Origin of the sequence: Photobacterium frigidiphilum (assembly GCF_003025615.1) — a bacterium.
In the GTDB taxonomy this organism is placed as follows: Bacteria; Pseudomonadota; Gammaproteobacteria; order Enterobacterales; family Vibrionaceae; genus Photobacterium; species Photobacterium frigidiphilum.
Genome location: NZ_PYMJ01000007.1, coordinates 64865 through 87964, shown reverse-complemented (window position 1 = coordinate 87964; position 23100 = coordinate 64865). Strand labels below are relative to the sequence as shown.

21 protein-coding genes are annotated in these 23100 nt (G+C 40.0%); 10 read left to right on the top strand and 11 right to left on the bottom strand.

The genetic code is table 11. The features are described from left to right. Window positions 1–10: 10 nt before the first annotated feature. The 6 genes from C9J12_RS09110 to C9J12_RS09085 all read right to left on the bottom strand — a co-directional run bounded on the left by C9J12_RS09110 (window position 11) and on the right by C9J12_RS09085 (window position 6098). Window positions 11–1162: a dihydrolipoamide acetyltransferase family protein gene (locus tag C9J12_RS09110; RefSeq protein WP_170111742.1), complete on the bottom strand. Its 1152-nt coding sequence runs from the start codon at window positions 1160–1162 to the stop codon at window positions 11–13. Then, entirely contained in the window at window positions 1159–2142 is a 984-nt protein-coding gene (locus C9J12_RS09105) for an alpha-ketoacid dehydrogenase subunit beta (RefSeq protein ID WP_107242416.1), read from the bottom strand. The genes C9J12_RS09110 and C9J12_RS09105 overlap by 4 nt, the downstream gene beginning before the upstream one ends. Beyond that, a complete protein-coding gene (pdhA, locus tag C9J12_RS09100; protein ID WP_107242415.1) occupies window positions 2135–3298 on the bottom strand; it encodes a pyruvate dehydrogenase (acetyl-transferring) E1 component subunit alpha in 1164 nt (387 codons plus the stop codon). Before pdhA ends, C9J12_RS09105 begins: the two co-directional genes overlap by 8 nt. A 443-nt stretch (window positions 3299–3741) precedes the next feature. After that, window positions 3742–4629, bottom strand: a complete 888-nt coding sequence (locus tag C9J12_RS09095; protein ID WP_107242414.1) for a DNA ligase — start codon at window positions 4627–4629, stop codon at window positions 3742–3744. A gap of 209 nt (window positions 4630–4838) precedes the next feature. Further along, complete coding sequence (locus C9J12_RS09090; RefSeq protein ID WP_107242413.1) at window positions 4839–5483, bottom strand: LysE family translocator; 645 nt, start codon at window positions 5481–5483, stop codon at window positions 4839–4841. Between the two features lie 102 nt (window positions 5484–5585). Continuing rightward, entirely contained in the window at window positions 5586–6098 is a 513-nt protein-coding gene (locus C9J12_RS09085) for a hypothetical protein (RefSeq protein WP_107242412.1), read from the bottom strand. A 339-nt stretch (window positions 6099–6437) separates the two neighbouring features. On the opposite strand from C9J12_RS09085, the gene C9J12_RS09080 reads away from it, so the two are divergent. Both C9J12_RS09080 and C9J12_RS09075 read left to right on the top strand, forming a co-directional pair. Next, complete coding sequence (locus tag C9J12_RS09080; RefSeq protein ID WP_107242411.1) at window positions 6438–7124, top strand: chromosome segregation ATPase; 687 nt, start codon at window positions 6438–6440, stop codon at window positions 7122–7124. 117 nt (window positions 7125–7241) lie between these two features. Next, window positions 7242–7559, top strand: a complete 318-nt coding sequence (locus tag C9J12_RS09075) for a cupin domain-containing protein (protein WP_107242410.1) — start codon at window positions 7242–7244, stop codon at window positions 7557–7559. A gap of 72 nt (window positions 7560–7631) precedes the next feature. Here C9J12_RS09075 and C9J12_RS09070 read toward each other — a convergent pair whose 3' ends face one another. Continuing rightward, window positions 7632–10646, bottom strand: a complete 3015-nt coding sequence (locus tag C9J12_RS09070) for an efflux RND transporter permease subunit (protein ID WP_107242409.1) — start codon at window positions 10644–10646, stop codon at window positions 7632–7634. Beyond that, the gene (locus tag C9J12_RS09065; protein ID WP_107242408.1) at window positions 10643–11455 is read right to left on the bottom strand and encodes an efflux RND transporter periplasmic adaptor subunit; all 813 of its coding nucleotides are present in this window, start codon (window positions 11453–11455) and stop codon (window positions 10643–10645) included. The genes C9J12_RS09070 and C9J12_RS09065 overlap by 4 nt, the downstream gene beginning before the upstream one ends. Window positions 11456–11642: 187 nt before the next feature. Between C9J12_RS09065 and C9J12_RS09060 the strand changes: the two genes are divergently transcribed. Together C9J12_RS09060 and C9J12_RS09055 are read left to right on the top strand one after the other, a co-directional pair. Then, on the top strand, window positions 11643–12323 hold the full coding sequence (locus C9J12_RS09060) for a response regulator transcription factor (protein ID WP_107242407.1): 681 nt from the start codon (window positions 11643–11645) through the stop codon (window positions 12321–12323). After that, window positions 12324–13595: a sensor histidine kinase gene (locus C9J12_RS09055; RefSeq protein WP_107242406.1), complete on the top strand. Its 1272-nt coding sequence runs from the start codon at window positions 12324–12326 to the stop codon at window positions 13593–13595. 134 nt (window positions 13596–13729) lie between these two features. Here C9J12_RS09055 and C9J12_RS09050 read toward each other — a convergent pair whose 3' ends face one another. Next, window positions 13730–13978 (bottom strand): hypothetical protein, encoded by a 249-nt coding sequence (locus C9J12_RS09050; RefSeq protein ID WP_107242405.1) that lies wholly within the window; start codon window positions 13976–13978, stop codon window positions 13730–13732. A 402-nt stretch (window positions 13979–14380) separates the two neighbouring features. Here C9J12_RS09050 and C9J12_RS09040 point away from each other — a divergent pair, with 402 nt between their 5' ends. Together C9J12_RS09040 and C9J12_RS09035 are read left to right on the top strand one after the other, a co-directional pair. Next, the gene (locus C9J12_RS09040; protein WP_107242403.1) at window positions 14381–14665 is read left to right on the top strand and encodes a hypothetical protein; all 285 of its coding nucleotides are present in this window, start codon (window positions 14381–14383) and stop codon (window positions 14663–14665) included. A gap of 387 nt (window positions 14666–15052) precedes the next feature. After that, window positions 15053–15928, top strand: a complete 876-nt coding sequence (locus tag C9J12_RS09035) for a VirK/YbjX family protein (protein WP_107242402.1) — start codon at window positions 15053–15055, stop codon at window positions 15926–15928. A gap of 154 nt (window positions 15929–16082) precedes the next feature. Here the strand turns inward: C9J12_RS09035 and C9J12_RS09030 are convergent, their stop codons facing one another. Further along, window positions 16083–17435: an endonuclease/exonuclease/phosphatase family protein gene (locus tag C9J12_RS09030; protein WP_170111741.1), complete on the bottom strand. Its 1353-nt coding sequence runs from the start codon at window positions 17433–17435 to the stop codon at window positions 16083–16085. Window positions 17436–18383: 948 nt separating this feature from the next. On the opposite strand from C9J12_RS09030, the gene C9J12_RS09020 reads away from it, so the two are divergent. From C9J12_RS09020 to C9J12_RS09000, 4 genes are all read left to right on the top strand, one after another. Beyond that, window positions 18384–19382, top strand: coding sequence for an ABC transporter substrate-binding protein (locus C9J12_RS09020; protein WP_107242400.1), 999 nt, complete (start codon window positions 18384–18386; stop codon window positions 19380–19382). Window positions 19383–19827: 445 nt separating this feature from the next. After that, window positions 19828–20985, top strand: a complete 1158-nt coding sequence (locus C9J12_RS09010; RefSeq protein WP_107242399.1) for an ABC transporter substrate-binding protein — start codon at window positions 19828–19830, stop codon at window positions 20983–20985. Next, entirely contained in the window at window positions 20982–22028 is a 1047-nt protein-coding gene (locus C9J12_RS09005; RefSeq protein ID WP_107242398.1) for a FecCD family ABC transporter permease, read from the top strand. The genes C9J12_RS09010 and C9J12_RS09005 overlap by 4 nt, the downstream gene beginning before the upstream one ends. Then, complete coding sequence (locus C9J12_RS09000; protein ID WP_107242397.1) at window positions 22028–22774, top strand: ABC transporter ATP-binding protein; 747 nt, start codon at window positions 22028–22030, stop codon at window positions 22772–22774. Before C9J12_RS09005 ends, C9J12_RS09000 begins: the two co-directional genes overlap by 1 nt. A gap of 97 nt (window positions 22775–22871) precedes the next feature. On the opposite strand, the gene C9J12_RS08995 is transcribed toward C9J12_RS09000, so the two are convergent. After that, the gene (locus C9J12_RS08995) at window positions 22872–23096 is read right to left on the bottom strand and encodes a helix-turn-helix domain-containing protein (protein WP_107242396.1); all 225 of its coding nucleotides are present in this window, start codon (window positions 23094–23096) and stop codon (window positions 22872–22874) included. Window positions 23097–23100: the final 4 nt, after the last annotated feature.

The window sequence follows — 23100 nt, the reverse complement described above, 5'->3', positions numbered from 1 at the left end:
GCTAAACCAGCTAAACCGTGGCTTGTTGTAAGTGTTCAACCAATGCTTTTATGAAGCGCGCTGCTTCGCCTCCCGTACAAGCCCTGTGATCAAATGTCATCGACAAGGGCATTGCTTTAACCGCTATCGGTTGCCCATCTTTTATGATTACTTTTTCGATTATCCTACCAGCCCCCACAATGGCGACTTGAGGCGGAGACACAACCGGAGTGGCATAAATACCCGCAATCGCACCAAAGTTAGACAACGTTATAGTGGCATGCTGTAACTGCTCGCGACCAATCCTTCGTTCTCGAATACCTTTTACTGTTTTATCTAACCATTGACGAACCCCTTTAGGGCTATATTCGTCAGCATGGCGCAATACTGGAACATAAAGACCATGGGCACTATCGACTGCAATACCAACATTAACCGTACTGTGAACACAGCGCGTCATTGTTTCAGCGTCAAACCATGCATTAAGGGCGGGCTCTTGTTGGCAGGCGTTAATAACTGCTTGTATCAAGCGAATAGAAATGTCTTCATTGGCTAACCAATCAGCTAATAAGGCTTCTTCTGTAATGGTGACCGCGGCAACGTTATGGTGAGATTCCGCCATCGTGTTAACCATGGTTCGCCTTGCACCTTTCAGTACTTCAGTGCCTGGCAGTTGTTTATCGCATTCATTATAAATATCGGCATCGACAATTAAACCGTCAGGTCCGCTTCCTATAATACCGTGTAAGTCGACGCCTAATCGTTGTGCTAATAATCGTGCAGAGGGCATTGCAGTAATAATATTATCATGAGTGGTATTTTGATCGCTTCCAATCCAAAAGTCATCGATATCAACGTGATGGCTTTGATGTGAAACATTACCGACCACAGTTGCAGCATCTTCTTTCTTGGCGGCTGTTTTTGTTGATGTAGTTGATGCAGTTGCGCCCACTTCTTCAATCTCTAGCAATAGGCTGCCTATATTTATAACATCACCTTCTTTACCGTAACGGTTGATGATTTTTCCACTGTAAGGGGCGGGAATATCGACGGTGGCTTTGGCTGTTTCAACGGTAAGAACGATTTGATCAACTTTAACCACGTCACCGGATTTAATATGCCATTCAACAATTTCAGATTCGGCTAGCCCTTCGCCGAGGTCAGGTAGCATAAATGACTTCATTTCCAACCCTCCACTAATTCTCGCGCAGCTATCACAATGTCTTCTTCCTGAATCATAAAATAATCTTCATTGCGATAATAAGGCATGATGGTATCCATTCCCGTTACTCGTTTTGGTGGTGCTTTTAATAAACACATCGCGTGTTCTGCTGTACGCGCCAAAATTTCTGCACCTACACCACAGGTTTTGCTCGCTTCATGCACAACAAGTAGGCGACCAGTTTTTTCTAATGAATGAATAATCGTTGCCATATCGATAGGTTTTATACTCGCTAGGTCAATCACTTCAACTTCTATGCCTTGTGACGAAAGGGTACTCGCTGCCTGTAATGATTCCACAACACATGCCCCCCAAGTGACCAAGGTGAGATCACGACCTTTGCGCAGTGTGAAACACGTATCTAGGGGTAAGGCTTTACCGTTATCGTTCACATCTGATTTGACGGTTCGATAAATACGCTTCGGTTCAAAAAACATGACAGGATCATTGCTACGAATAGAGGCAAGTAATAACCCATATGCACGCTGAGGTGACGATGGAATAACGACTTTAAATCCTGGAATATGAGCAAATAACGCTTCAATACTTTCAGAATGATGTTCTGGTGCGTGTATACCCCCACCAAAAGGAGCACGAAAAACAGCAGGGCAGGTAAGTCGACCTCGTGTTCGATTTCTCATTCGTGCAGCATGACACATAAGGTGTTCCATCGCGGGAAACACAAATCCTTGAAATTGGAATTCTGCAACGGGTCGTAAGCCTTGTGAAGCCATACCAACCGTAACGCCACCAATTAATGCTTCGGCTAATGGCGAGTCAATAACACGCTTGAGACCAAACTTAGCTTTAAGTCCAACCGTTGCGCGAAATACGCCGCCGTTGTCGCCGACATCTTCACCCAATACAACCACTTTGGGGTCATGTTCCATCTCATGATGTAAAGCAAGGTTCACCGCTTCAAGTAACGTCATATCAGCCATGTTTACCTCCTTGCATGCGCATTGCTTTATTGATTAATTCATCACGTTGTTGATGCAGCTCGGTGTTTAAGGATTCATAAAGAAAATCGAAAGCAGTTTCGGGTGCTTGTACAGGGATGTTTAGATAGCGTTCAACGGCTTGTTCTACCACCTCTTGGCAATGTTCTTGCCATTGTTTATCGTCTTGCTCTGACCATAAACCTTGACGCATTAAATAGGTTTTTAAACGACTAATAGGCTCGAACCCCCATGCTTCATGAAGTTCATCTTCACTCCGGTAGCGACTCGCGTCATCAGCGGTAGTATGGTCGCCTAATCGGTAACTGATGGCTTCAATTAACGTTGCTCCTTTTCCTTTTCGTGCACGATCTAAACTAATTTGTACCGCATCAAACATTGCGACGATGTCATTACCATCAACCGTTAACCCCGGAATACCAGCGCCTTTGGCTTTTTCTGATAAGAAATCAGCACCACATTGAAGGCGTCGTGGTACAGAGATTGCCCATTGGTTATTATTCACGACAAAAACCAGTGGAATATTCCACGTACCTGCACAGTTGATTGATTCGAGGAAGTCACCTTTTGATGTGGCGCCATCACCACAGGTGACCAATGCAGCCTTGTGACCACCTTCAATTTTTAATGCGGATGCAACACCCACAGCATGGGTACATTGTGTAGCGATAGGAACGCAAAAGGGCAAGTCTCGGCAATGTGAATTATTGGGTGATTGTGTGGTGTTATTAGGTATTGTTAAATTGCTAGGTGTTGTGAAATTGGTAGATGTTTGATCGTTTGTAACACTGAAATCACTGCCTCTTTCATCGCCCCCCCAATATTGCAGGTTTTTTTCCATCGCAATACCACGCGCCCACATTGCAGGCATATCACGGTAGTAAGGGATGAACACATCATCGGCTCGTAAAGCACGCCCAATCGCAATGCCAATGGCTTCTGCGCCAAGGTGAGAGGGGTAAGTCCCTAACTTACCGGTACGTTGAAGGGCAACAGCTTTATTATCATAAGTTCGGGTTAATACCATGTCGCAGTAAAAACCTTTCAATATTGACTGATCAGCCCAAGCAGGGAGCTGGCTGACGAGGTTACCATGGTGGTCTATGAACCGATGCATGGGTAATGCCTGAACATTCATCTCAAGCTCCTTCTGATGCTACGCTTCAGCAGAAGGCAGCAAATAACGTATAAACGCCAAAGGTGATACCGAGAATTATGTGGTTTTAGGATCGCTATTCATGGTTATTATCTGAAGTTCTGTTCTGGGTATGTTCTTAGCGATACATAATCTTGCTGTTAACACCACTCTATCTAGTGAAAAATCTTGGTATAACCAGATATGTTAAGTGTAACTAAAATGTTAAATCCTGCTTGCGGTTATGATAACGTTATCAGTAAACTAAAGCGTACAGTCAGTGTAAACAGACGAAAGTATGGCTTTTTAAAACTGTGAACAGCAATTGTTGAAAACAATCACTGCTATTTAACCTAATTTCGCAAGATTATGATGTTGAGGTTTAGACTAATAACGAGTGAAATATTGATAATATAGCTGTGTTTACGATTAGAAGTACTCATTATTTAAATATCGAGATCATCACGTATTCGAATGAACCGTGCAAATCGTGGAATGCCACTGTTTGTTACGCCATTATACCGAAAGAGAATGGTTGTACCGACCGCGGGGGGATTTTCACGATCAAAATTTTTAAAGCCAGATCCAATTTTAAACGTAATGTCGTCAGGTGTAACTACCCATAAAGCGCCCATCTTATTGTCGAATTTACCATTTCCTTCTGTGTAACCAATAACGGTTGCTTCTGCATCTTGATAGGATTTGAGTTTTAATAATTGATCACTTCGCCCTGGATGATAGCCATTATGGCGATGGTGCAGCATTAACCCTTCACCGTTGCTCTCATCTAACAGTTTTAGCTGCATTTCTAATGCTGTTATATCTGTCACGATTTTTTGTTGCACAATACTGACGTGTGCAATCTGAGTCAGATTAATGTCGTTAAGTAATTGCTGATAGCGATGTTCAAAAGGTGCTGAGTTCGAAGGGAGATCAAAGATCATAAATTTAATTGATCGCCACTCATCGTCGTTTGGTTTGTTATCCAATACTGTTTTGGCAACTTGCTGAAATTTCCCTCTTGCTACCCACAATTCGCCATCCAAAGCGGTATTGGGTAATGGGCCGGTGAACCAACTGGGTGCATGAATGGTTTTGCCACTTCGCGTCAATAAGGTTTTACCATTCCAATACGCACGTATGCCGTCTAATTTTTCACTGACTAAATAATCGGTAATATCTTCACGTGTTTTCAGTGTGGGGGAATCGAGAAAATTGGCTTGATCAAAGTGCTTCGCCTGCATCAACGTATTTGAATTCGCATTGTACGAATAGAAAGGATTAAATACGGTCGACGTTAATGCGATAGCGATTGATAGCTTAGAAAGTTTCAAACTGATTTCTCCGTTCACCTAATAAAATTGGCTGTACTAATGTGCGCCATTGACGGTATGCGAGAACGAGAGGGGGAGTAAAAGATTCTGTGTGTTAATAAACAGTGTTTGCGGTAGAGCTGGCAATGTTAGATTTAACATTTTCATTTCTAGCGCAAACAATGTGAGGCCTATTTAATGCTGGTTTTATCAGTAGTTGGGTATGATCGTTAAAGGCGAACGTTTTTGCTCAATAATAGCTGTAAGCCTAGCCCGACCATTACACAGCCCGTTAAAGATTGAAGCCATTGATTTGTTTTTGGCTTTGCTAACCAGCTTTTTGCTCGCTCTATGACGAATGCTAATGATGATTGCCATGTCATAGCCAAAATAAAATGGATGCCAGCAAGAATGAAAGATTGTGAAATGGCAGAACCTTCAGGGTTAATAAATTGAGGCAAAAAAGCGAGATAAAAAATAGCGGTTTTAGGGTTTAGCACATTTGACAGAAAGCCTTCAGAAAAAGAGCGCTTCATATTGAATTGATTGTCACTTATTTGATTTGACACAATCCCTAAAGAACCAGCTTTCCAGCCGCTTCGTAAGCTACAAATGCCAAGGTAGATAAGGTATGCCGCACCAATAATTTTAACCGTTTGAAATAACCATGCAGATTGTACCAAGATAAAGGATATACCCACGGCAGAAAGCGTTGCATGCACAAATAAGCCGCTGCAAATGCCAAAGCTACTGGTTACCCCATCTTTCCAACCACCTCGGCTGGTATTTCTGATCACAAGTACAGTATCTAACCCTGGTGTGATGGTAAGTATTGAGATCGCGACAACAAATGTTATCCATTCTGCTACTGGCATGCGTTCTATCCTTCTAACTAAGCACTTTTCAATAAACGTTTATGTGTACGTTAATGCAAACATGGTAATTTGCACATTATCAGCAGAATGAATGAATGTCTTTTATTTTGTATGTCTAGCGTAATCATTTGAGGCGAGTTGAGCGCATTGATAAAACGCCAGTGCTTGCTGGTGATCGGCGACAAATGAAAGTTTTTTTTCAATTCCATCAATAGTGACTTGAGTCTTATAGCCGCCCCTTTGAAAGCTATCCATGAAGTCTTGAGCACTGTTCTGCTCTGAACCAATCGCTGTTGAGTAGATCGTTATATCATTATTAACGACTTTATAAAGTGCATGATTAATGATGTATTGATTCTTTTGTAGTAACTCACCTTGATGTAAAGAGAGTTGAGTCAGTAAACCTGAAGAGGGGGACTCTTGCGGAATACTATGGTAGATGTGTACTTGGTGCTGCTTTTCAGAGCTTGCAGAAAAAACCAATACAATATCATTTTGATGCCTTTCTTCATTGATCGTTAAGCGACAATGAGTGTTATCTTGCTCGTAAGTCGAGTTCTCAAGCAGAGGTGTTGAGAAGGCAGATACCGTTAAAAAAATTAATTCAGTAATCATAATATTGCCTTAACTGCTTTGTTGTTTGTTGATATTAATTGGGATGTATCAGTAACATCGATTTGATAATCACGACTATTTGAAGATAGTTAGTATGCGGTGTGCTGGGTGTCTCAGACGGTGGAACTATTAATTATGAGACATTAGGGTTTGAATGATTTTTAAAACCTGAACAATTAATTAGCACCTAACGTAGATTTACATGGTTTTACTGAGATTTGAGATATTATTATGACATAAAGGTATCATCTTGCTGATAGTATTAGAGTTATCATATGGATATATACCGTAATACCTATAGGTATGTAATTCTAAAGAATTCAAGAGGAAGAAAACAATATGTCAACTAACGTGGGATCGACAAACATGATGTCATCATGGAAAGTGGCATTAGTACTTGGTATTGTATTGGGCTTTGTTTTGGCTACTGCTGTTTGGAACCGTAACCCAGGCCCAACGAAAGCTGAGTACGATATCCTGACGACAAAAAATGTAGAATTACAGCAACAAAAAGAGGCTCAACAAACACAATTTGAGCAATTGGAAACAAAGAAATCATTAGAGCTTGAGCAAGTTATCGCTCAGTTAGAGCAGAAAAATATCGAAATTGCACAGCAAAAAGCTGATTATGAAGCCCAAATAGCTGAACTAAATAAAAAGCAAAAGAAGTTATCTGTTACTCAGAAAAAGCTGGATACAAAAGTGGTTGAGCTGAAAACAACGGCTGAAAAGCAACAAGTTGTTCTCACCAATTCGAAAGAGCTTTATCAGCAGCAGTTACAACTACAAAAACAAGTTGCTACTGCAAAATCAGATGTTGATAAAGCAAAGGTTACAGCTGAAAAATTCAAACAAGCTTGTGATGAATTTAAATCAGGCACCAGTTGGAATTGGGTATCGCAAGCCGATTGTGATAAATATGAAAAAAAGCTTGATCTTGTTGATGCAGAGGAAGCAAAAGTCACTGCGCTTGAGGCTGAGCTAGAGCAACTAAATTCTAAAATTGAGATAGATTTACCGAAGTAATCATTTGTATATTACGCATTATTTAAACGGGTAAGGTAGAAATATACTTACCCGTTTTTGTATTTGTTTTTTGGTTTTAATGAAATAGATATTAATAGATAAAGGGTGAACAATACGATGGGAAACCTACTGAATGATATACCTTCCACTTTACCCTCCGAAATTTTTCAAGACTTGGTCAAAACCGATAGCGTTAGAATTGAACGTATTATTTCTAAAGGGCACACTACCCCCGATTCAGATTGGTACGATCAAACAGAAAATGAGTGGGTGCTGGTTGTGAAAGGAGAAGCCAAAATCCTCTTCGAAAAAGGGATGAAAGAGCGACACTTAAAAGAAGGTGATTACGTGAATATTTCAGCCCATCAACGTCATAAAGTGAGTTGGACACATCCGACAGAAGAAACAATTTGGTTGGCTGTTTTCTATTCTTAATTAGCGGGTATAGCCCATTCCGCAGAGTGAGTCGTCAACGGAACGGGCTATTTATTAACGTGAGATATAAACCTAATCGGTAACCGTGACTTTTCGATTAAAGAATGTCAAATATAGACATGGAATAACAATTAGAACAACGGGTAGTGAAAAGAGTAATCCATAACCGAGTGTTAAAGACATAGGGCCCATATACACATCGGTTCCGCCAAAGCCATATGCGAGTGGTAGTAGACCAACGACTGTAGTTAGGGATGTAAGAAGAATCGGTCTTAAACGACTTGCCGATGCTTCCATTATGGCGTGCAAGGTGTCTTTGCCTTCACTAATCAGCTCATTTATTCGGTTAATCAACACCAGTGAGTTATTCACAACAACCCCGGTCATACCAAGCACGCCAATCAGAGCGAACAGAGATATTGGTTGCATGTGAACAAATAATGCCATTAACGCTGCGATTACCGCGAATGGAATAACAACCATGATCAATAATGGCTGCAATAGCGAGTTAAACATTATAGCCAGCACAAAGTAGATACCAATGATTGCAGCTGGAAAAGCGACGACAAATCCACTCATGGTTTCGTTGGTACTTTCTGCTTCGCCACCAATTTCAATAGATACCTGTGAGGGTAATTGACTTTGTAGCTCAGTAAGCATGGTTTCACTTAATGCGACTGAACTGAGTGTCTCATCGGTTATCTGGGCTGTTACTGTAACTTCACGATCGCCGTTGTAATGTTGGATTAAACGCGGAGCCTCAATATGTTCCACTTTAGCAAGGCGGCTTAGTGGTACTTGCACACCATCTGCGGTGTAGATTTTCGTTGTGGCGAGCCTTTCAATGGTTCGATAATCTTCATTTAGAATGACACGTAAGTCTATTTCTTGATCGCCCAGCCATGTTGACGTTACCGTGTCACCTTCAAAAGCGATGCGCAATGTTGATGCTAAATCAGCCACGGTAAGGTTATAACGTGCTAGCCATTCATATTGAGGAATGATCTGTAACTGAGGATCTTTTAAAGCCTCGTTATGGGTGATCTTATCTAATCCTTTCTGTGTATTAAGCCAATCTGTTACTAACGATACTGCGTCATTACGTTCTTGCGGTGTACCGTTCATTACCCGCACTTCAACAGGCTCACCAGGTGGAGGGCCACCAGCATCGACAGATAACTTTACAAATGACAGCTCTTTTACATTTTTAAGTTTATTGTTCAGATCTTTGATGATCGAATCTGCAGTGCGCTCTCGGCTTTCAAAGTTAGTTAAGACAATTAATCCGGTACTTACAGGGCTACTGTATGTGAGTTCATAACTTTTCAGCTCATTTTTAGGCAGTGCCGTAATCGTTTTTTCAAGTAGAGCATGCGCTTCACGCACTTTATTCAGTGGCGTACCGGGTTGAACTTCTGTGTAGACTTCAATGTACTTTGCCGACTCTGACGGAAAGATATCAAGCTTTAGATTGGTCACTAACCCAACGCCGACAGCAAGCATAATAACGGCGATCACTAATACGCTTTTTTTGAACTGTAAGCACCGTGTGAGTAAGTTAGTATAAGCATTTGTTATTGACTGAAAGTAATCAGATGTTTTGGGTTTTACTTCTGTTTTATTAAGTGAATTTGCAAGGTGCGCGGGCAGGGTATACGTACACTCAGCCAAAGAAAATAACAGCGCGATAATCACCGTAATAGGAATAACAACAATCGCTTTGCCCATAGTACCGGGAATAAAGAACATGGGAATGAACACCAAAGCGGTTGTTGTTAAACTGGCAATAATGGGCTTAATGACTTTTTGTGTACCAATAACCGCAGCTTCTAGTGCACTTTTACCACTTTCTTTCTCTTGGTAGATACTTTCGGCAACAATCACTGAATCATCTACGATGATGCCTATCACCAGTAACAATGCTGCCAACGTTATGCTATCAAGGTTCATGCCAAGTATTGGTAGAACAGCCATTACCCCAAGTACACAAAATGGAATAGAAACGGATACCCAAAAAGCGATTTGGCGTTTCAAAATCATACTTAATACAGCTAATACAAGTATAAGACCGATGCCACCATTGGTTGAAACAATAGAAAACTTGTCGCTCATGTCATCGGCTAAATTGAGTCCATAGCTGAATGTGAAGGTATCACCGATGCGAGATTTTTCGTTTTCAATCAGTGTTTTTATATTATCGATGGTTGCAATAATATCGGCGTTTGAACCCTTAGTAATACTGAATAGAATGGCAGGTTCACCATTAATAACCCCTTCTTGAGAGGCTTTTTCGAAGGTATCGACGACTTTAGCAATGTCTGCTAGACGAATAAGCCCACCAGTAGGAAGCACTTTAATCACTGTTTGTGCTAACTCTTCAATCGACTTCACCTGTGTCATGGTGACTATTTTTTGGTCGCTGTTCCAAGATTCAACCATCCCGCCAGATAACGATAAATTACGGTTATTCACCGCATAGATCACTTCATCAAAGGTTAATTTATAGCGGCTGACTTTGATCGGATCGATTTCAATCCAGAATTCACGTTCATTGAATCCTGTCATGCTGATGGTACCGACTCCCGATACGCTCTTTAGCGTCTTCTCTAACTGACGGGCATAAGATTGCAGTTCACTATAATCGCCTTGGTGACTTACCCCGAATGTGAGTACTTCAAATGAAGCGGTACCACGTTGCACCACAAGTGGTGGGTTAGTAACATCTTTCGGCAATCCATTTACGCGATCAACTGCTTGTTGGATATCACGTAACACTTTTGCCGTATCTGCAGATTCATCCATTTCAATAGAGATTGCAGATAAACCATCAGAAGATTGCGAGGTAAACTTTCGAATTCCTTCGACAGGTTTGATCTCTTTCTCGATCAAATTGGTAATGTTGACTTCCACATCTTGCGCGGTCGCACCGGGGTATTGAGTGGTAATCTCAACTTCTTCAAATGCGATATCAGGTAATTCTTGGAGTTTAAGAGTGCTGAGTGAAGCTGCCCCCACCAATAACACCATGGTGGTCATGATACGTGCGAGAAAACTACGCTGGGCAAAATAAGCAATAAAGCCGTTCATTGAGATACCAATAAATTATCAGATTGTGTAATAACAGGGGTTAAGCTAGAGACTTGAGTTGAAGCATGAATCGACATTCCCGGTTTGAAAATATGTTCTGGGTTTTTGATTTCAACCTCTATCGGGTAAGCAAAGCTTTCAGGATCGATCTCTACTCCAATCCGTTTGATGACTGAACGCACTTTTAATTGTGGATTAGCTTCAGACCATATTTCTATATCTTGACCCACATGTAGTTCACCAATATCAAATTCACTGGCAAGAAGACGTACGTTAAGAATATCAATATTCACAATTTGGTAGAGTAAATCCCCTTGATTCACCCATGCGCCATTTTCAACGGAACGGCTTACTACATAGCCATTAATTGCGGAGTTAATATGGGTGCTTTCCAGATCAAGTTGTGCTTTTTTTAACTCAATTTTTGCTAGAACCACTTTAGCTGTTGCACTGTCATAATCTGCTGCAGAAATATCAAGCTCATTTTGCGATAAACTGTTCTTTTTACGTAGCTCTTGGTAACGACCATACAGTGATTTTTTTATTTTAAGGTCGGCTTGTGCAAGGTCGAGATTGGCTTTTTGTTTGTTTACTTCAAGCTCAAAATCTTGTGCTTTAATCGTGGCGAGAATGGTTCCTAATTTAATCTGCTCGCCTGTTTCAATACCGACAGACTCGATAGTGCCACTTATTTCAGATACCACATTGAGAGGATTTTTACTCTTTGTGTGCCCAATAAGGTCTAAGGCTAATACTGGCTGTGAAAGCAATGTGCCAAATAAACCTAAGGTCAGTAGATTCTTTTTCATTGTTATATTCTCATTAGATCAACTGACCCTATTGTGCGAAAAATAATGTCGAGTTTTTGTCGAATGCTATACAACAAAAAACACGATAAAAGAAAGACGACACAATAAATATGAAGTGATTCGACATTAATTTGACAAAAAATTGCTAGGATAGTGAAAGATAACAATGTAATGCGAGATACTGGCGATGCTTGAGAATAAACAGGTTTTAGTTGTTGAAGATAACGAGGAACTACAAGGTATTCTTGCCGATTTTCTTGAAGTAAAAGGTGCTGAGGTCGATTTTGCCGATAATGGAGAATTAGGACTTAAATTGGCGCTCGAAAATGATTTTGACGCCATTATTCTTGATGTAATGATGCCCAAAAAAGACGGTATGCAAGTCGCGAAAGAACTCCGAGAGAATGGCTGTACAACACCAATTTTAATGTTAACAGCGCTCAATGGCCGTGAAGATCTGTTAAAAGGGTTTGAACGAGGTATAGATGACTTTGTCTCTAAACCGTTTAATTTTCCAGAACTTGAAGTACGGTTAAGTGCATTGATTAAGCGTTATCGTGGCGACGTGGCAAGCTCGCTTATTCAGTTTGGCTCGCTCATTATTGATCAGCGTTCACATAAGGTAATGCGAGAAGGGAAGCAACTGCTAGTAACCCCTGTAATGTATCAAATCTTAGTGAAACTGACGAAAACAGCGCCAGAAATGGTTTCTCGTGATGTCTTGATTCATGAAATATGGGGAGAAGATGTGCCTGACAAAGATGTTTTGCGTAGCCACATCTATCTACTGCGCAATGTACTAGATAAGCCTTTTAAAAAGCCGATGTTAATTACAGTGCCGAAATTTGGTTTTAGGCTGGAAGCATAAATGAAATGGCTTAGAAAACTGATATTTCGAAAACCGTTGGGTAATTCGATTTTCGATGTTAAATCAAGATTGATTTTTGTATTCTCGGTGATTGCATTAACGTCTTCTTCGTTGGTGTTCTTCTCTTTCTCATTGTACTTAATATTCAATGAAAATACCCAATTAGAACGCCATTTGAGATCGTTTGAAAGCATTGCAAAAGATCATTTTATATTAGTAAAAGATGATTTCTCCCAGCTTGGTCCTTATGTTCGCGCTTATTATAGTGAAGCGGCATTAGATAAAGAATTGAAGAGCCTATTACCTTATGAAGAGGGTGTTGTGACACGGTTTCGCGTCTTTAGTGAAGATGGGTTCATGGTATACTACGCCCCCTTCGTTGAGTCATCGGGCGCACGTGTTCCTCTTTACTTGGTTATAGGCAGCCGAGATATTGAATTTGGTGACGATAGCTGGAATATCCTTATGTTAATTTCATTTGGACTAATGGCTTTTCTTATTGCATTTCTGCGTTTTTCTCTTCATCGGCTTTTTGATGGTTTGATGTCTCCTGTTTCAGAACTGTGTGAGCAATTAACAGCAAATAAAGAAGAAGATTTCCATGTGTCAGAACGTTCAATTGATGAAATTAAGGCGCTTAAACACCACTTAAATACGTATAAACAGATGAAAGAGCGGCTAGCAAAGCAAGAGATGATGTTTGCAAAGTACGCGAGTCATGAGCTGAAAACGCCGATCGCTGTGGTGCTTGGTGCTGCTAGTCTTCAGGCAATGAAAGACGATCCTGATTTTCAGAGTAAGCAAAGAGAACGGATTTTAATTGCAGCAAATAACATGCAAGCTACGGTTGAAGTGCTGCTAAGCATAGTGAAACAAGAAAACGTGCGAGATGCGCATCAACTACGCCCGATATGCTCGCAAGATATTAGTCTTGATAAATACTATAAAAAACTGAATGCAGGGGTACAGATTTTGCTTTCGGTTGAGCCTGATACACAGATCAATTTACCTCCAGCCGTATTTGATATGGTCTTAAAAAACCTTTTAGACAATGCTATACGATTCACAGAGCAAGGCAAAATCGAGGTTGTGGTCACAAGCAATCGCATAAAGGTTATAGATTCAGGCTGTGGGCTTAATGAAGAGGCAGGTACTGAACATGGGCTTGGATTGCTAATTGTGAAGCGATTATGTGATAGCTATGGTTGGACGTTCTCGCTAACAGAAAACCTAAGTGAAGGGTGTTGCGCTGAATTAAACCTATCTTGCTGAATTAATGACTAAGTACTACAAAGTTGTAATTACTAGATTCTATTGTTCATAAAAAACGCCATCAATTACGAGTAATAATGGTAATTGGTGGCGTTTTAATCGACGATGGTTCTTGGTATTAGAGCAAGAAGGCTTTAATGCTTACGCTGTGGGCCATTACGAACAAGATCTTTACCGTTTTCATAAACGTCTTGAGAAATCCACTGTGCAAGAATAAGTTTCTGGTTATTATCGAATACCGCAACGAAAGGGCGGCCATCAGTGTTATTGGTTGCCATGCCTACACCTGCAACGTCTTTTAAACCCAGACCACCATTTTCAATAGTCAGTAGAAAACGTTCTAGTTCTTCTAGGCTATCAATTACATCATGTTCATTTTTCATCTGTTCAGTACTCTTTCTTATTTAGCAAATCCACCCGCTTTATACAGCATAGTGCTGTTTTGTCATCTAATGATGTAGAAAGTAGGCAGCTTAAATCTGTTTGGATCATTACCGTTGAACAAGAGAGGATTAGCGCCTCTATAGTAATGTTTTGCGTACTTTACAGGTGATAGAAGATGATTGGAACCATGTTTATGACGACTGTTTAAAAATATTCAACACATCAAGTCTTTCTTCTTGCTGTACAAACTCAGAAAGTGAAGCGCTTATCATCCATACTAACAAGAGTAATGTATTACTGGTTTATTGGTATAAGGCACAAGTCAACAAACTTGATCAAATACTGCGCGTTCAGTTGGAAGAGTATGGGCAAGAATTAGGTTTGCGTGCTAAGGAGGAGTGATGAAAAGTCTACTCATTATTGCAGTATTCGTATGCATGTCGTTTTCAGTCCATGCTATTAATTGCACTACCTATGGGGCTGGTTCAATGAAGCAAACCCATTGCAGTGATGGTTCAACCTACACTAAGTATGAGAGCCAAACTAATAAGGTGGATACAAAGGAAAAAAAGGGGTTTGTCAGTAACCAAAAATCAAGCACTAAGTTTGAGACAAGAACAGATTCACAAGGTAACCGCAAGTCAGCCACTTGCCGTACTGTTGGTAAGAATACGTATTGTGATTGATGGTGGTTAACGTTAAGCAATGAAGCGCTGGTTTTCACGGTAACATTGAGTCCTTTATTTGTGATTGAAGATAAAATCGCCAGTGTTGACTAATCCTCGGTTGATAAGGCTTATAAAAATCATCTCGGTAATTATAAAGCCACGATACAATAATGGGATCTTAGTTTACAGTGTTTTTTTAGGGTTGAAAAAGTATTTATTTCAACGAGAGTACATCAATTTAATTCGCGTAAGCATTTGATTTTAAAGTATTTGTTTTTAATTGGTGGCGTGTTCATACAAATATAATTCTAAAGTTATAATTTAAGTTGATCTACATTATTATTTTGTACGCTGTTCTATTGCGTGTATAATCTTTTTATATGTAGTCACCATAAATGTTTTACCATGAATATAATTAGTATGGCTCTTGAAGCCAATAGTCATAAAAATAGCGGAAAGAAAAAAGCTATAGTTAAGTTCATCACTCGAACTTTATTACATTATCCCTATATAAAAAAAATGGATGAGAATTTTGCTCATGATGAACGAAAAATGCTCTTTAAAAAACAGCCAAATTTCGTAACCAAATGCATCACTCCTTATTTACGTAACGGCTTAAGTAAACAAGAAATTATTGATATCTTAATCAAGCACTATGACTGGTTTGAACACAAATTCTCAACTGATGCTCGTCATAAAATATATGATGACGTACTAACCATTTATAAACTAGAAATTGGCGAACAAGATTATTTAATTAACCTAAGCTTTGATAGAAATTCAAGAAAAGAGGGGGAGCTTACACTTACGCTTACAGACTCTAAATATAATAAATATTACGTGCTTGCGTTTACCGTTGTCGACAATGATATTTATATTGGCTGTATGCAAGGTGGCGCTAACGATAATGGTTTCAGTAAATTATTCACCAAAACAATTTATGGTTTGCGTCCCAAATCATTCATGGTCGAAACATTACGTTTACTCGCTGCGAATTTGAGCATAAATAATATTTATGCCGTAAAGAATTCAGCACATATATATACTGCCAAGCGTTATGGCAAAAAGAGCAAAGAGATTAACCTTGATTATGATCGTCTGTGGAGTGAGCATAATGGTGAACCCCATAATGATTATTTCTATGTGCTGCCTATTAAATCTGAACGCAAGGCTATGGAAGATATCAAGCGTCCAAAGCGTAAAATGTACCGTGAACGTTACGCTTGGGTAGATAACTACGACAAAGAACTTAAGAATACACTTGATTGTATCTGTAATTAAAAAAGCGGCATGTAGGAAATATTGCCTTAAAGGTTTCTAAAAAATAGTCATCGACTATTAACGGTATACCGTTAAGGTTTGGTTTTATTTTGAGTAAAAAAGGACAATAAGATTTTATCGTATTGTCCTTCCGCGCATTAAGTACTACTAGGTATTAGAATTTAGCTTTGATCCAAACCATACGGTGGTCTGAAGATACAGATTTACCATCGCCGCCTGCACCGATACGAGTATCGTTAAACAGTTTACGACCTTCTTCGTAAGACGCAGACCAATAAACGCCAGTATCAACTATATTCAGGTTTGCAGATGGAATTGCGTAGTCTACGCCAAGACCAAATGTCGATGAGATACGATTTGGTTTAGGGTGAGTCAGTGATTGATCTACTGCGTGTTCTGAAGCACCGTAGCTGGTAGGGTACAATTCACCGTTCATCACGTTCTGATTTACTAGTGGGTCACGATGAAGTGTTTGCATCACATCACTTATACCATCACCAGCAACTGGATCTAGGTTTTGGTCACCCATGATAACGAATTTAGCATCATTGGCTAATCCACCGTTCTGACCAGCATCATCGTAAAAAAATTCTTTACCTTGAATATATTGATTCCAGAATTTAACTTCTGCAGCATTTTGAGCTTTGTTTTTGCCTGTATCGAATACTGGTGGTGTAGGGTGAGACATTAGAAGGTGAACGACTTCCTCACCATTCTCTGTTGGAATGATGATCGGTGCATCTACGTGGTTCTTTGAAGAAAGGCGAACTTGTTTCCACTCTTCAGCGGAATACCATTCATCACCACAGCTCATGCTAGTTGGAATTTTAGCTGGGTCGTCACAAATAGTGATAGTCGGAATCTCTGAGCCTTCGAGATCTTTCCATTTAAATGTTTGGAAAGAACGCGTGTTATCAGTATCAATTTCGTACTGCGACATCAACGCGAACGCATATTTACCATGGAACTGACCAAAGCCCCAATCGTCGCCTAGACCTCCAATTGTACCGTTATTGTCTAAATCAAGACCGCTGGCTAGACCTGTGTTTGTAGAGTAAGACTCAACGTGAGGAAATGTAATTGGTTCAAGATTCGCTTCACCACCAGCACCATCGATGCTTTGAGCGATAGATAAGTAGTTATCTTGGAATCCAATTAGCGCAGCTTTGTCTTCACCAGTACCATCGTTGTTGTATTCAGCCATCATAAGAACATTAGGACGATTTTTCTGGATAACAGCAGCAACATTACGAATTTGAATAACTTTTTCTGCTGTCAGTTTGTCATTATCATTATCAATTGTACCGTCTAAGTAAGCTGTAACGAGTTCTGTTTGTTTTGCTGGTGTAATTTGCATCTCAGCAACAAGTTCTTCGAATGTATCACGGTCAAATGAAAGATTGTATGTCGCTATTTTTACTTCGATTGGCTGAACGTAATCTGTATCGTTACAACCAGCAAGAAGAGCTGCACTGACAACTAAAGCAAGGGTAGAAAAAGTTTTCATGTGTATGGCGTACCATTTAGAGTAATTGCGCAAATAATACATGACACACTAAAAAATCAGTGTGATTACAGTCACATGAAGGTGGTTTTTGTTTCATTGTTTATCTTTATTATGCGATCAATGTTACACTTTCACTTATGCTAAGAGTGACTATCCCTACTGGGAATAATTTGTTTTTTGATTGAATTAGCATATTCAAATTACGGTGGTATTTTCTTTACTTGTCACTACAGTTATTATCGCATTATACCTATTGTCGCTTAGGGTCGCGCCTGTAGTGATCAAGTAGAACTTTGAGTACACTTGAACTAATATCTGGCTCTACCTCTAAGTTTAGTGACTCTACTGGCTGACTAAGTATTTGGTTTAACATAGCGGTAAGATCATTGGTCAAAGGCTCAGCTGGTATTGATTCCAGTACTTGTGTATTACTAGTTTCAAGTTCATTTATACGTTGGCGGCAACCGCTGCAGTATTCAAGATGGGCACTCATCATAATACTGAAGGCTGGATCAAGATCGCCATCCCCAAAATAAGCCGATTACCACATTCATTTGCAGTAAGACTGAGACCATTCCCGCAGAGAGCCCGTCATCGAATGTCTGTCTAATTAAGTCAGTGTTCAAATTTGCGACATATAACTTATATTTAATATTACGGTGTATTTGCTATGTATTGTATTTGTTTCGATGCCTATATCTTGTCCAGTGCATAAATACTGTTAAATAAGACATTTTATATCTTTAAATTTAATTCGGCGAGGTGTGTTTATATGCTCATCATTTGCATGTTAACTCATTGATGCGTAGTGTAACTTGTTGATTGTTAATCGAGGTCTGTTTGTTTTTGTAATATATTGACTTTCAATTACGTTAAATTAATACAGAAAATATTTATTTTATTGGTTCTTTTGGCTAAAAAACACACCTATTAGTTTAAGGATAAACTATGCGTAAAATGCTTACAGCAACACTCATTTTATCTTCATTTGCATCACCTTTAATGGCCAGTGAATGTGGTCAGGTTACTATTGCAGATATGAACTGGAATTCCGCGACTATCATAGCCAATATCGATAAATTTATCCTTACTCATGGATTTGGTTGTGACGTCGATTTAGTGCCTGGGGAAACTACGCCGACAGGAACCTCAATGATCGAAAAAGGTAAGCCGGATATAGCCCCTGAAATGTGGAGCAATGCAATAAAGCCAGTACTTGATAAAGGGGTACGTGATGGACTGTTAGCCTATGCAGGCCATAGCTTATCTGAAGGGGGAGAAGAAGGGTTTTGGGTTCCAGCATACATGGTTGAAAAAGATCCCACACTGGCGACGATTGCAGGAATAAAAGCCAATAGTAAACTATTTACTCATCCAGAAGATCCTGAAAAATTTGCATTTGTTGGGTGTCCTTCTGGGTGGAATTGTGCAATTTCATCTCAAAATCTATTCGATGCTTTGGGATTAGGTGACGTAGGTTTTGATGTAATAGATCCAGGTTCAAGTGCGGGGCTTACAGGTTCTATAGCAAAAGCCAATGACCGCGAAGAACCTTGGTTTGGTTATTACTGGGCTCCAACCGCGGTTTTAGGGAAGTATGATATGGTTAAAGTTGATTTTGGTAGCGGTATCGATGCAGACGAATTCAGTAATTGCACTACCCGTGAAGAGTGTAGAGACCCTAAGCCGACGATGTATCCCGCATCACCTGTTGATACTTTAGTGACTGCTGCGTTTGCTGAGCGTGCACCAGAGATCGTAACCTATCTCACGCAACGTTCGTTTAAAAATGCGGAGATGAATAAACTACTAGCATGGATGGAAGATAACCAAGCCGATGGGGATTATGCAATGGAGCATTTCTTTCTTGAAAATGAATCGAAATGGTCTGCATGGCTAACCCCTGCGGTTGCTCAAAAGGTGAAACAAGCGATCTCAGAGTTATGATCTCGATTAACTCTTAACTAGTCTAGAATGCGCTTATTCAATAATTAGAGCTTATGTTGAAAATTATATTGATTAGAATAAGCGTATGTTTGTTACAAATGTTCTGCTGGACACACGATTAGTGTTTTTGGTAATGAACAGAGCCTAAAATGGATTACTTTCCCGTCATAGTGTTAAGCAGAGGCTCGCTGTATTTTACCCAGCAGACGGCTCCATGGTTCGATTTCATCGTTGTGGCGCTGTAAAGCCCTCGGTAGATGAAATTCTTTGTTATCTAGCTTAAGTACACCTGCACTAGGATCTGGCTCTACCTCTAACTAAAACCCATAATATAACTAAGGATTATTTGACAAAACTGCAAGCTAATACTCCAATTAACGATATTTAAACTGATAATTATTATCATTAGTATTGGCATTAAATATCTCTCTTGTTGTTAAATAGTATGAAAAACGCGTTTAAATTACTTTGTCTCTCATCGGCACTATTATCATTTTCGTCAATTGCTGCTCAATTTCCCGTCACTGTTACTGATGTTTCTGGTCGTCAGGTTACGATTGAATCACAACCTGAAAATATAGCTTTATCGACAGGTCGTGTTTTTCCATTACTAGAAATTATTTATCAGCAAGAAGCTGCTGACCATCTTGTTGCTTGGCGTGATGATATGCGTCTTTCTGCACCAAGCATGTACGCCAATTACATTAAAGATTTCCCACAGCTTAAAGACGTTCCACATATTGGAAAAATTAAATCAGGTGAATTTGATACCGAACGCTTTATTAATATGAAGAACCGACCGGATCTTTTTGTTGTCGATATTTCCAATATAAAACTAGCAGAAGAAAAGGGGCTTATTGCTAAATTAGACAAGTTAGGCATTAAGGTTATTGCCATTGATTTCCGTGAAGACCCTGTAAAAAATACTGTAAGATCTGTTACAACGTTAGCGAAAGCACTGGGTAAAGAAGAGCAGGGCAAAGCATTTGCAGATTATTATCAACAGCATGTGAAAAACTTAACGGATGTTGTTGCAACATTACCGGTGTCAGAACTCAACAAGCGTGTGTTCATCGAGCGTGCGGCAGGTTATGACGGTTCTTGTTGCCAAACATTTGCGACCGGTAATATGGGTGCATATATCCCTTATTTAAAAGCAACAAACATTGCAGATAAGCCGCTTAAAGGCGCGATTACAGGGCAGATGTCACCAGAAAGTGTGATCAGTGCTCAGCCTGATGTATACATCATGCAAACAACGGGTTGGATTGATAAAAAAGGGAATGTAACGAGCGGTGTTCCATTTGGTTATGCCCCTTTAAATCAGGCTGCAATTAGCAAAGCCACAAGCAAATTGATGGACCGTTCATGGTTAAAGGCCATAAATGCTTACCAGAATAAGAACGTGTACTCAATTTATATGCCTTTCTACAACTCACCATACAATTTAGTCGCAATGGAATATTTTGCTAAATGGGTTCACCCGGAACAGTTTAAAGATCTGAACCCAGACAAAACATTTGAAGAAATGAACCTGAAGTTTGCGAATCGTAAAGCGACAGGTGTATTTGGCCAAAATAACTTCGAGGCAATGAAGAAGTGAGTTCTATTGCACTTGAGTTAACCGCTCATCGTGCTCGTAACCAGAAAAAGAAGATTGCCTTGGCAGTCTTCTTTGTTATGAGCATTATTTGTTTAATCGCAGATATTCTTATTGGATCGCAAGGTTTAACCCTTGATCAAGTCTTGAATGGTATTTTTCATCCGTCGTCGAGTGATATTGCCAGCCGTATCATTATTTGGGATATTCGTATGCCAATGTCTTTGATGGCACCTTTGGTTGGCGGGGCTTTAGCATTAGCCGGGGCGCAAATGCAAACCACGCTGAATAATCCACTTGCGGATCCTTATACGTTTGGTGTGTCTGCTGCTGCTGGTTTTGGAGCCTCCCTCGTCATTACCAATGTGATTGCTATTCCATTCATTCCAGTCGAATACCAAGTGGCATTCATGGCATTCATCATGTGCTTGCTAACGACATTCATGATTGCTGGCGTATCTTCTTTAAAACGTGTGTCGATAGAAGGTGTAATGCTATTTGGTGTGGCAATCATGTTTGCCTACGACAGCATGCTAACTATGATGCAATACATCGCAACAGAAACGCAGCTGCAAACATTAGTGTTTTGGCAAATGGGATCATTAGATCGTGGTAGCTGGGAAAAAATCACGATTCTCGCTATTCTATTACCCATTGTTCTTGCCATTATGATGAAAGATTCATGGAAGTTGTCGACGCTTAAAATTGGTCAAGAACGTGCAGAATCAATGGGCATCAATGTTAATCGGTTGCGTGTTAAAACCTTATTATTAGTATCTGTTATTACATCTCTTTCGGTTTCTTTTGTTGGTGCTGTGGGTTTTGTTGGGTTGGTTGCACCGCATATTGCCCGCATGATATTAGGTGAAGATCAGCGTTATTTCTTACCAGCCTCTTTCTTGCTGGGGGCGGTCTTATTAGAGCTGGCCTCTATTGCCAGTAAATCAATTATGCCGGGTATTATTCTGCCTTTAACCGTTGTGATGTCGATGGTGGGTATACCGTTCTTTATTTTCCTAATTGTGAAAAAGGGCGGTAAGTTCTAATGGCGCTTAAAATTAGTAATCTCTCGGTGTCGTTTGGCGGTAACCGCGTGTTGAATGACCTAACAATTCCAGAAATTTATGCAGGTGAAATGGTCTCGTTAATTGGTAAGAATGGGGCAGGGAAGTCGACGGTGCTTAAACAGATGACCAAGCTGATCCGGTTTGATCCTCATTTGATTACCTTGGCTGGCAAGCCGTTGGTTCTTGATGAAATTGGTTATCTGCCGCAAGACCACCGTATTACCGCAAGTATCAGTGTTGTCGAATTACTTATTACTACGATGCATGTTGGATCAAGTTCATTATTTACCAAGGCCGATAGTGCAGAAAAAGCATTAGCCTTATTACACAGTATTGGCATTATTCATTTAGCGAATAAAATTTGTACTGAGTTATCAGGAGGTGAAAGCCAAATGGTAGGCTTAGCGCAAGCGGTTATTAATAAACCCAAGGTGTTGATATTAGATGAACCGACGTCTGCACTGGATATGAGTAACCAGCTTAAATTGCTTGAGTATGTAAAAGCGTATACTCGCCAGTATTCAGCGTGCGCTTTAATGGTGGTACATGATTTGAATCTTGCTATTCAATATTCTGATAAAGTGGCAGCATTACACGACGGACGACTTTTTGCGTATGGTGAACCGACGCATATTATTGATGAGCAGTTGATCAAAGACTTGTTTAACGTGAAGTCCCAAATCATTCAGCTGGATGACTATCCCGTGGTTGTCGTGCGTTCGTAGTTTTTTGCGATAACACTTAATCAAAAAGAAAAGCCCACATAACCCATGTTTTAATCGGTTATGTGGGCTTTAGTATTTTTAGCTTTCAAGATTACCGCTAGCGTTGTTGTTCGTTGCTATTGGCTTCGAATTCTAGAATATCACCAGGCTGACATTCTAATACCTCACATAATTTAGCGAGTGTCGAGAAACGGACGGCTTTCGCTTTTCCGTTTTTTAATACAGATAAGTTGGCTTCGGTAATTTCTACCAGCTGCGCTAAGGTCTTTAAGCGCATTTTCCGTTTTGCCATCATCACATCTAAGTTAATACGAATAGTCATTATG

What these genes read in the sequence shown, in the direction of transcription:
- C9J12_RS09110 (WP_170111742.1), bottom strand. Translation starts at nt 1,162, where the DNA reads ATGAAGTCATTTATGCTACCTGACCTCGGCGAAGGGCTAGCCGAATCT.
- C9J12_RS09105 (WP_107242416.1), bottom strand. Translation starts at nt 2,142, where the DNA reads ATGGCTGATATGACGTTACTTGAAGCGGTGAACCTTGCTTTACATCAT.
- pdhA (WP_107242415.1), bottom strand. Translation starts at nt 3,298, where the DNA reads ATGAATGTTCAGGCATTACCCATGCATCGGTTCATAGACCACCATGGT.
- C9J12_RS09090 (WP_107242413.1), bottom strand. Translation starts at nt 5,483, where the DNA reads ATGCCAGTAGCAGAATGGATAACATTTGTTGTCGCGATCTCAATACTT.
- C9J12_RS09085 (WP_107242412.1), bottom strand. Translation starts at nt 6,098, where the DNA reads ATGATTACTGAATTAATTTTTTTAACGGTATCTGCCTTCTCAACACCT.
- C9J12_RS09080 (WP_107242411.1), top strand. Translation starts at nt 6,438, where the DNA reads ATGTCAACTAACGTGGGATCGACAAACATGATGTCATCATGGAAAGTG.
- C9J12_RS09075 (WP_107242410.1), top strand. Translation starts at nt 7,242, where the DNA reads ATGGGAAACCTACTGAATGATATACCTTCCACTTTACCCTCCGAAATT.
- C9J12_RS09070 (WP_107242409.1), bottom strand. Translation starts at nt 10,646, where the DNA reads ATGAACGGCTTTATTGCTTATTTTGCCCAGCGTAGTTTTCTCGCACGT.
- C9J12_RS09065 (WP_107242408.1), bottom strand. Translation starts at nt 11,455, where the DNA reads ATGAAAAAGAATCTACTGACCTTAGGTTTATTTGGCACATTGCTTTCA.
- C9J12_RS09060 (WP_107242407.1), top strand. Translation starts at nt 11,643, where the DNA reads ATGCTTGAGAATAAACAGGTTTTAGTTGTTGAAGATAACGAGGAACTA.
- C9J12_RS09055 (WP_107242406.1), top strand. Translation starts at nt 12,324, where the DNA reads ATGAAATGGCTTAGAAAACTGATATTTCGAAAACCGTTGGGTAATTCG.
- C9J12_RS09050 (WP_107242405.1), bottom strand. Translation starts at nt 13,978, where the DNA reads ATGAAAAATGAACATGATGTAATTGATAGCCTAGAAGAACTAGAACGT.
- C9J12_RS09040 (WP_107242403.1), top strand. Translation starts at nt 14,381, where the DNA reads ATGAAAAGTCTACTCATTATTGCAGTATTCGTATGCATGTCGTTTTCA.
- C9J12_RS09035 (WP_107242402.1), top strand. Translation starts at nt 15,053, where the DNA reads ATGAATATAATTAGTATGGCTCTTGAAGCCAATAGTCATAAAAATAGC.
- C9J12_RS09030 (WP_170111741.1), bottom strand. Translation starts at nt 17,435, where the DNA reads ATGAAAACTTTTTCTACCCTTGCTTTAGTTGTCAGTGCAGCTCTTCTT.
- C9J12_RS09020 (WP_107242400.1), top strand. Translation starts at nt 18,384, where the DNA reads ATGCGTAAAATGCTTACAGCAACACTCATTTTATCTTCATTTGCATCA.
- C9J12_RS09010 (WP_107242399.1), top strand. Translation starts at nt 19,828, where the DNA reads ATGAAAAACGCGTTTAAATTACTTTGTCTCTCATCGGCACTATTATCA.
- C9J12_RS09000 (WP_107242397.1), top strand. Translation starts at nt 22,028, where the DNA reads ATGGCGCTTAAAATTAGTAATCTCTCGGTGTCGTTTGGCGGTAACCGC.
- C9J12_RS08995 (WP_107242396.1), bottom strand. Translation starts at nt 23,096, where the DNA reads ATGACTATTCGTATTAACTTAGATGTGATGATGGCAAAACGGAAAATG.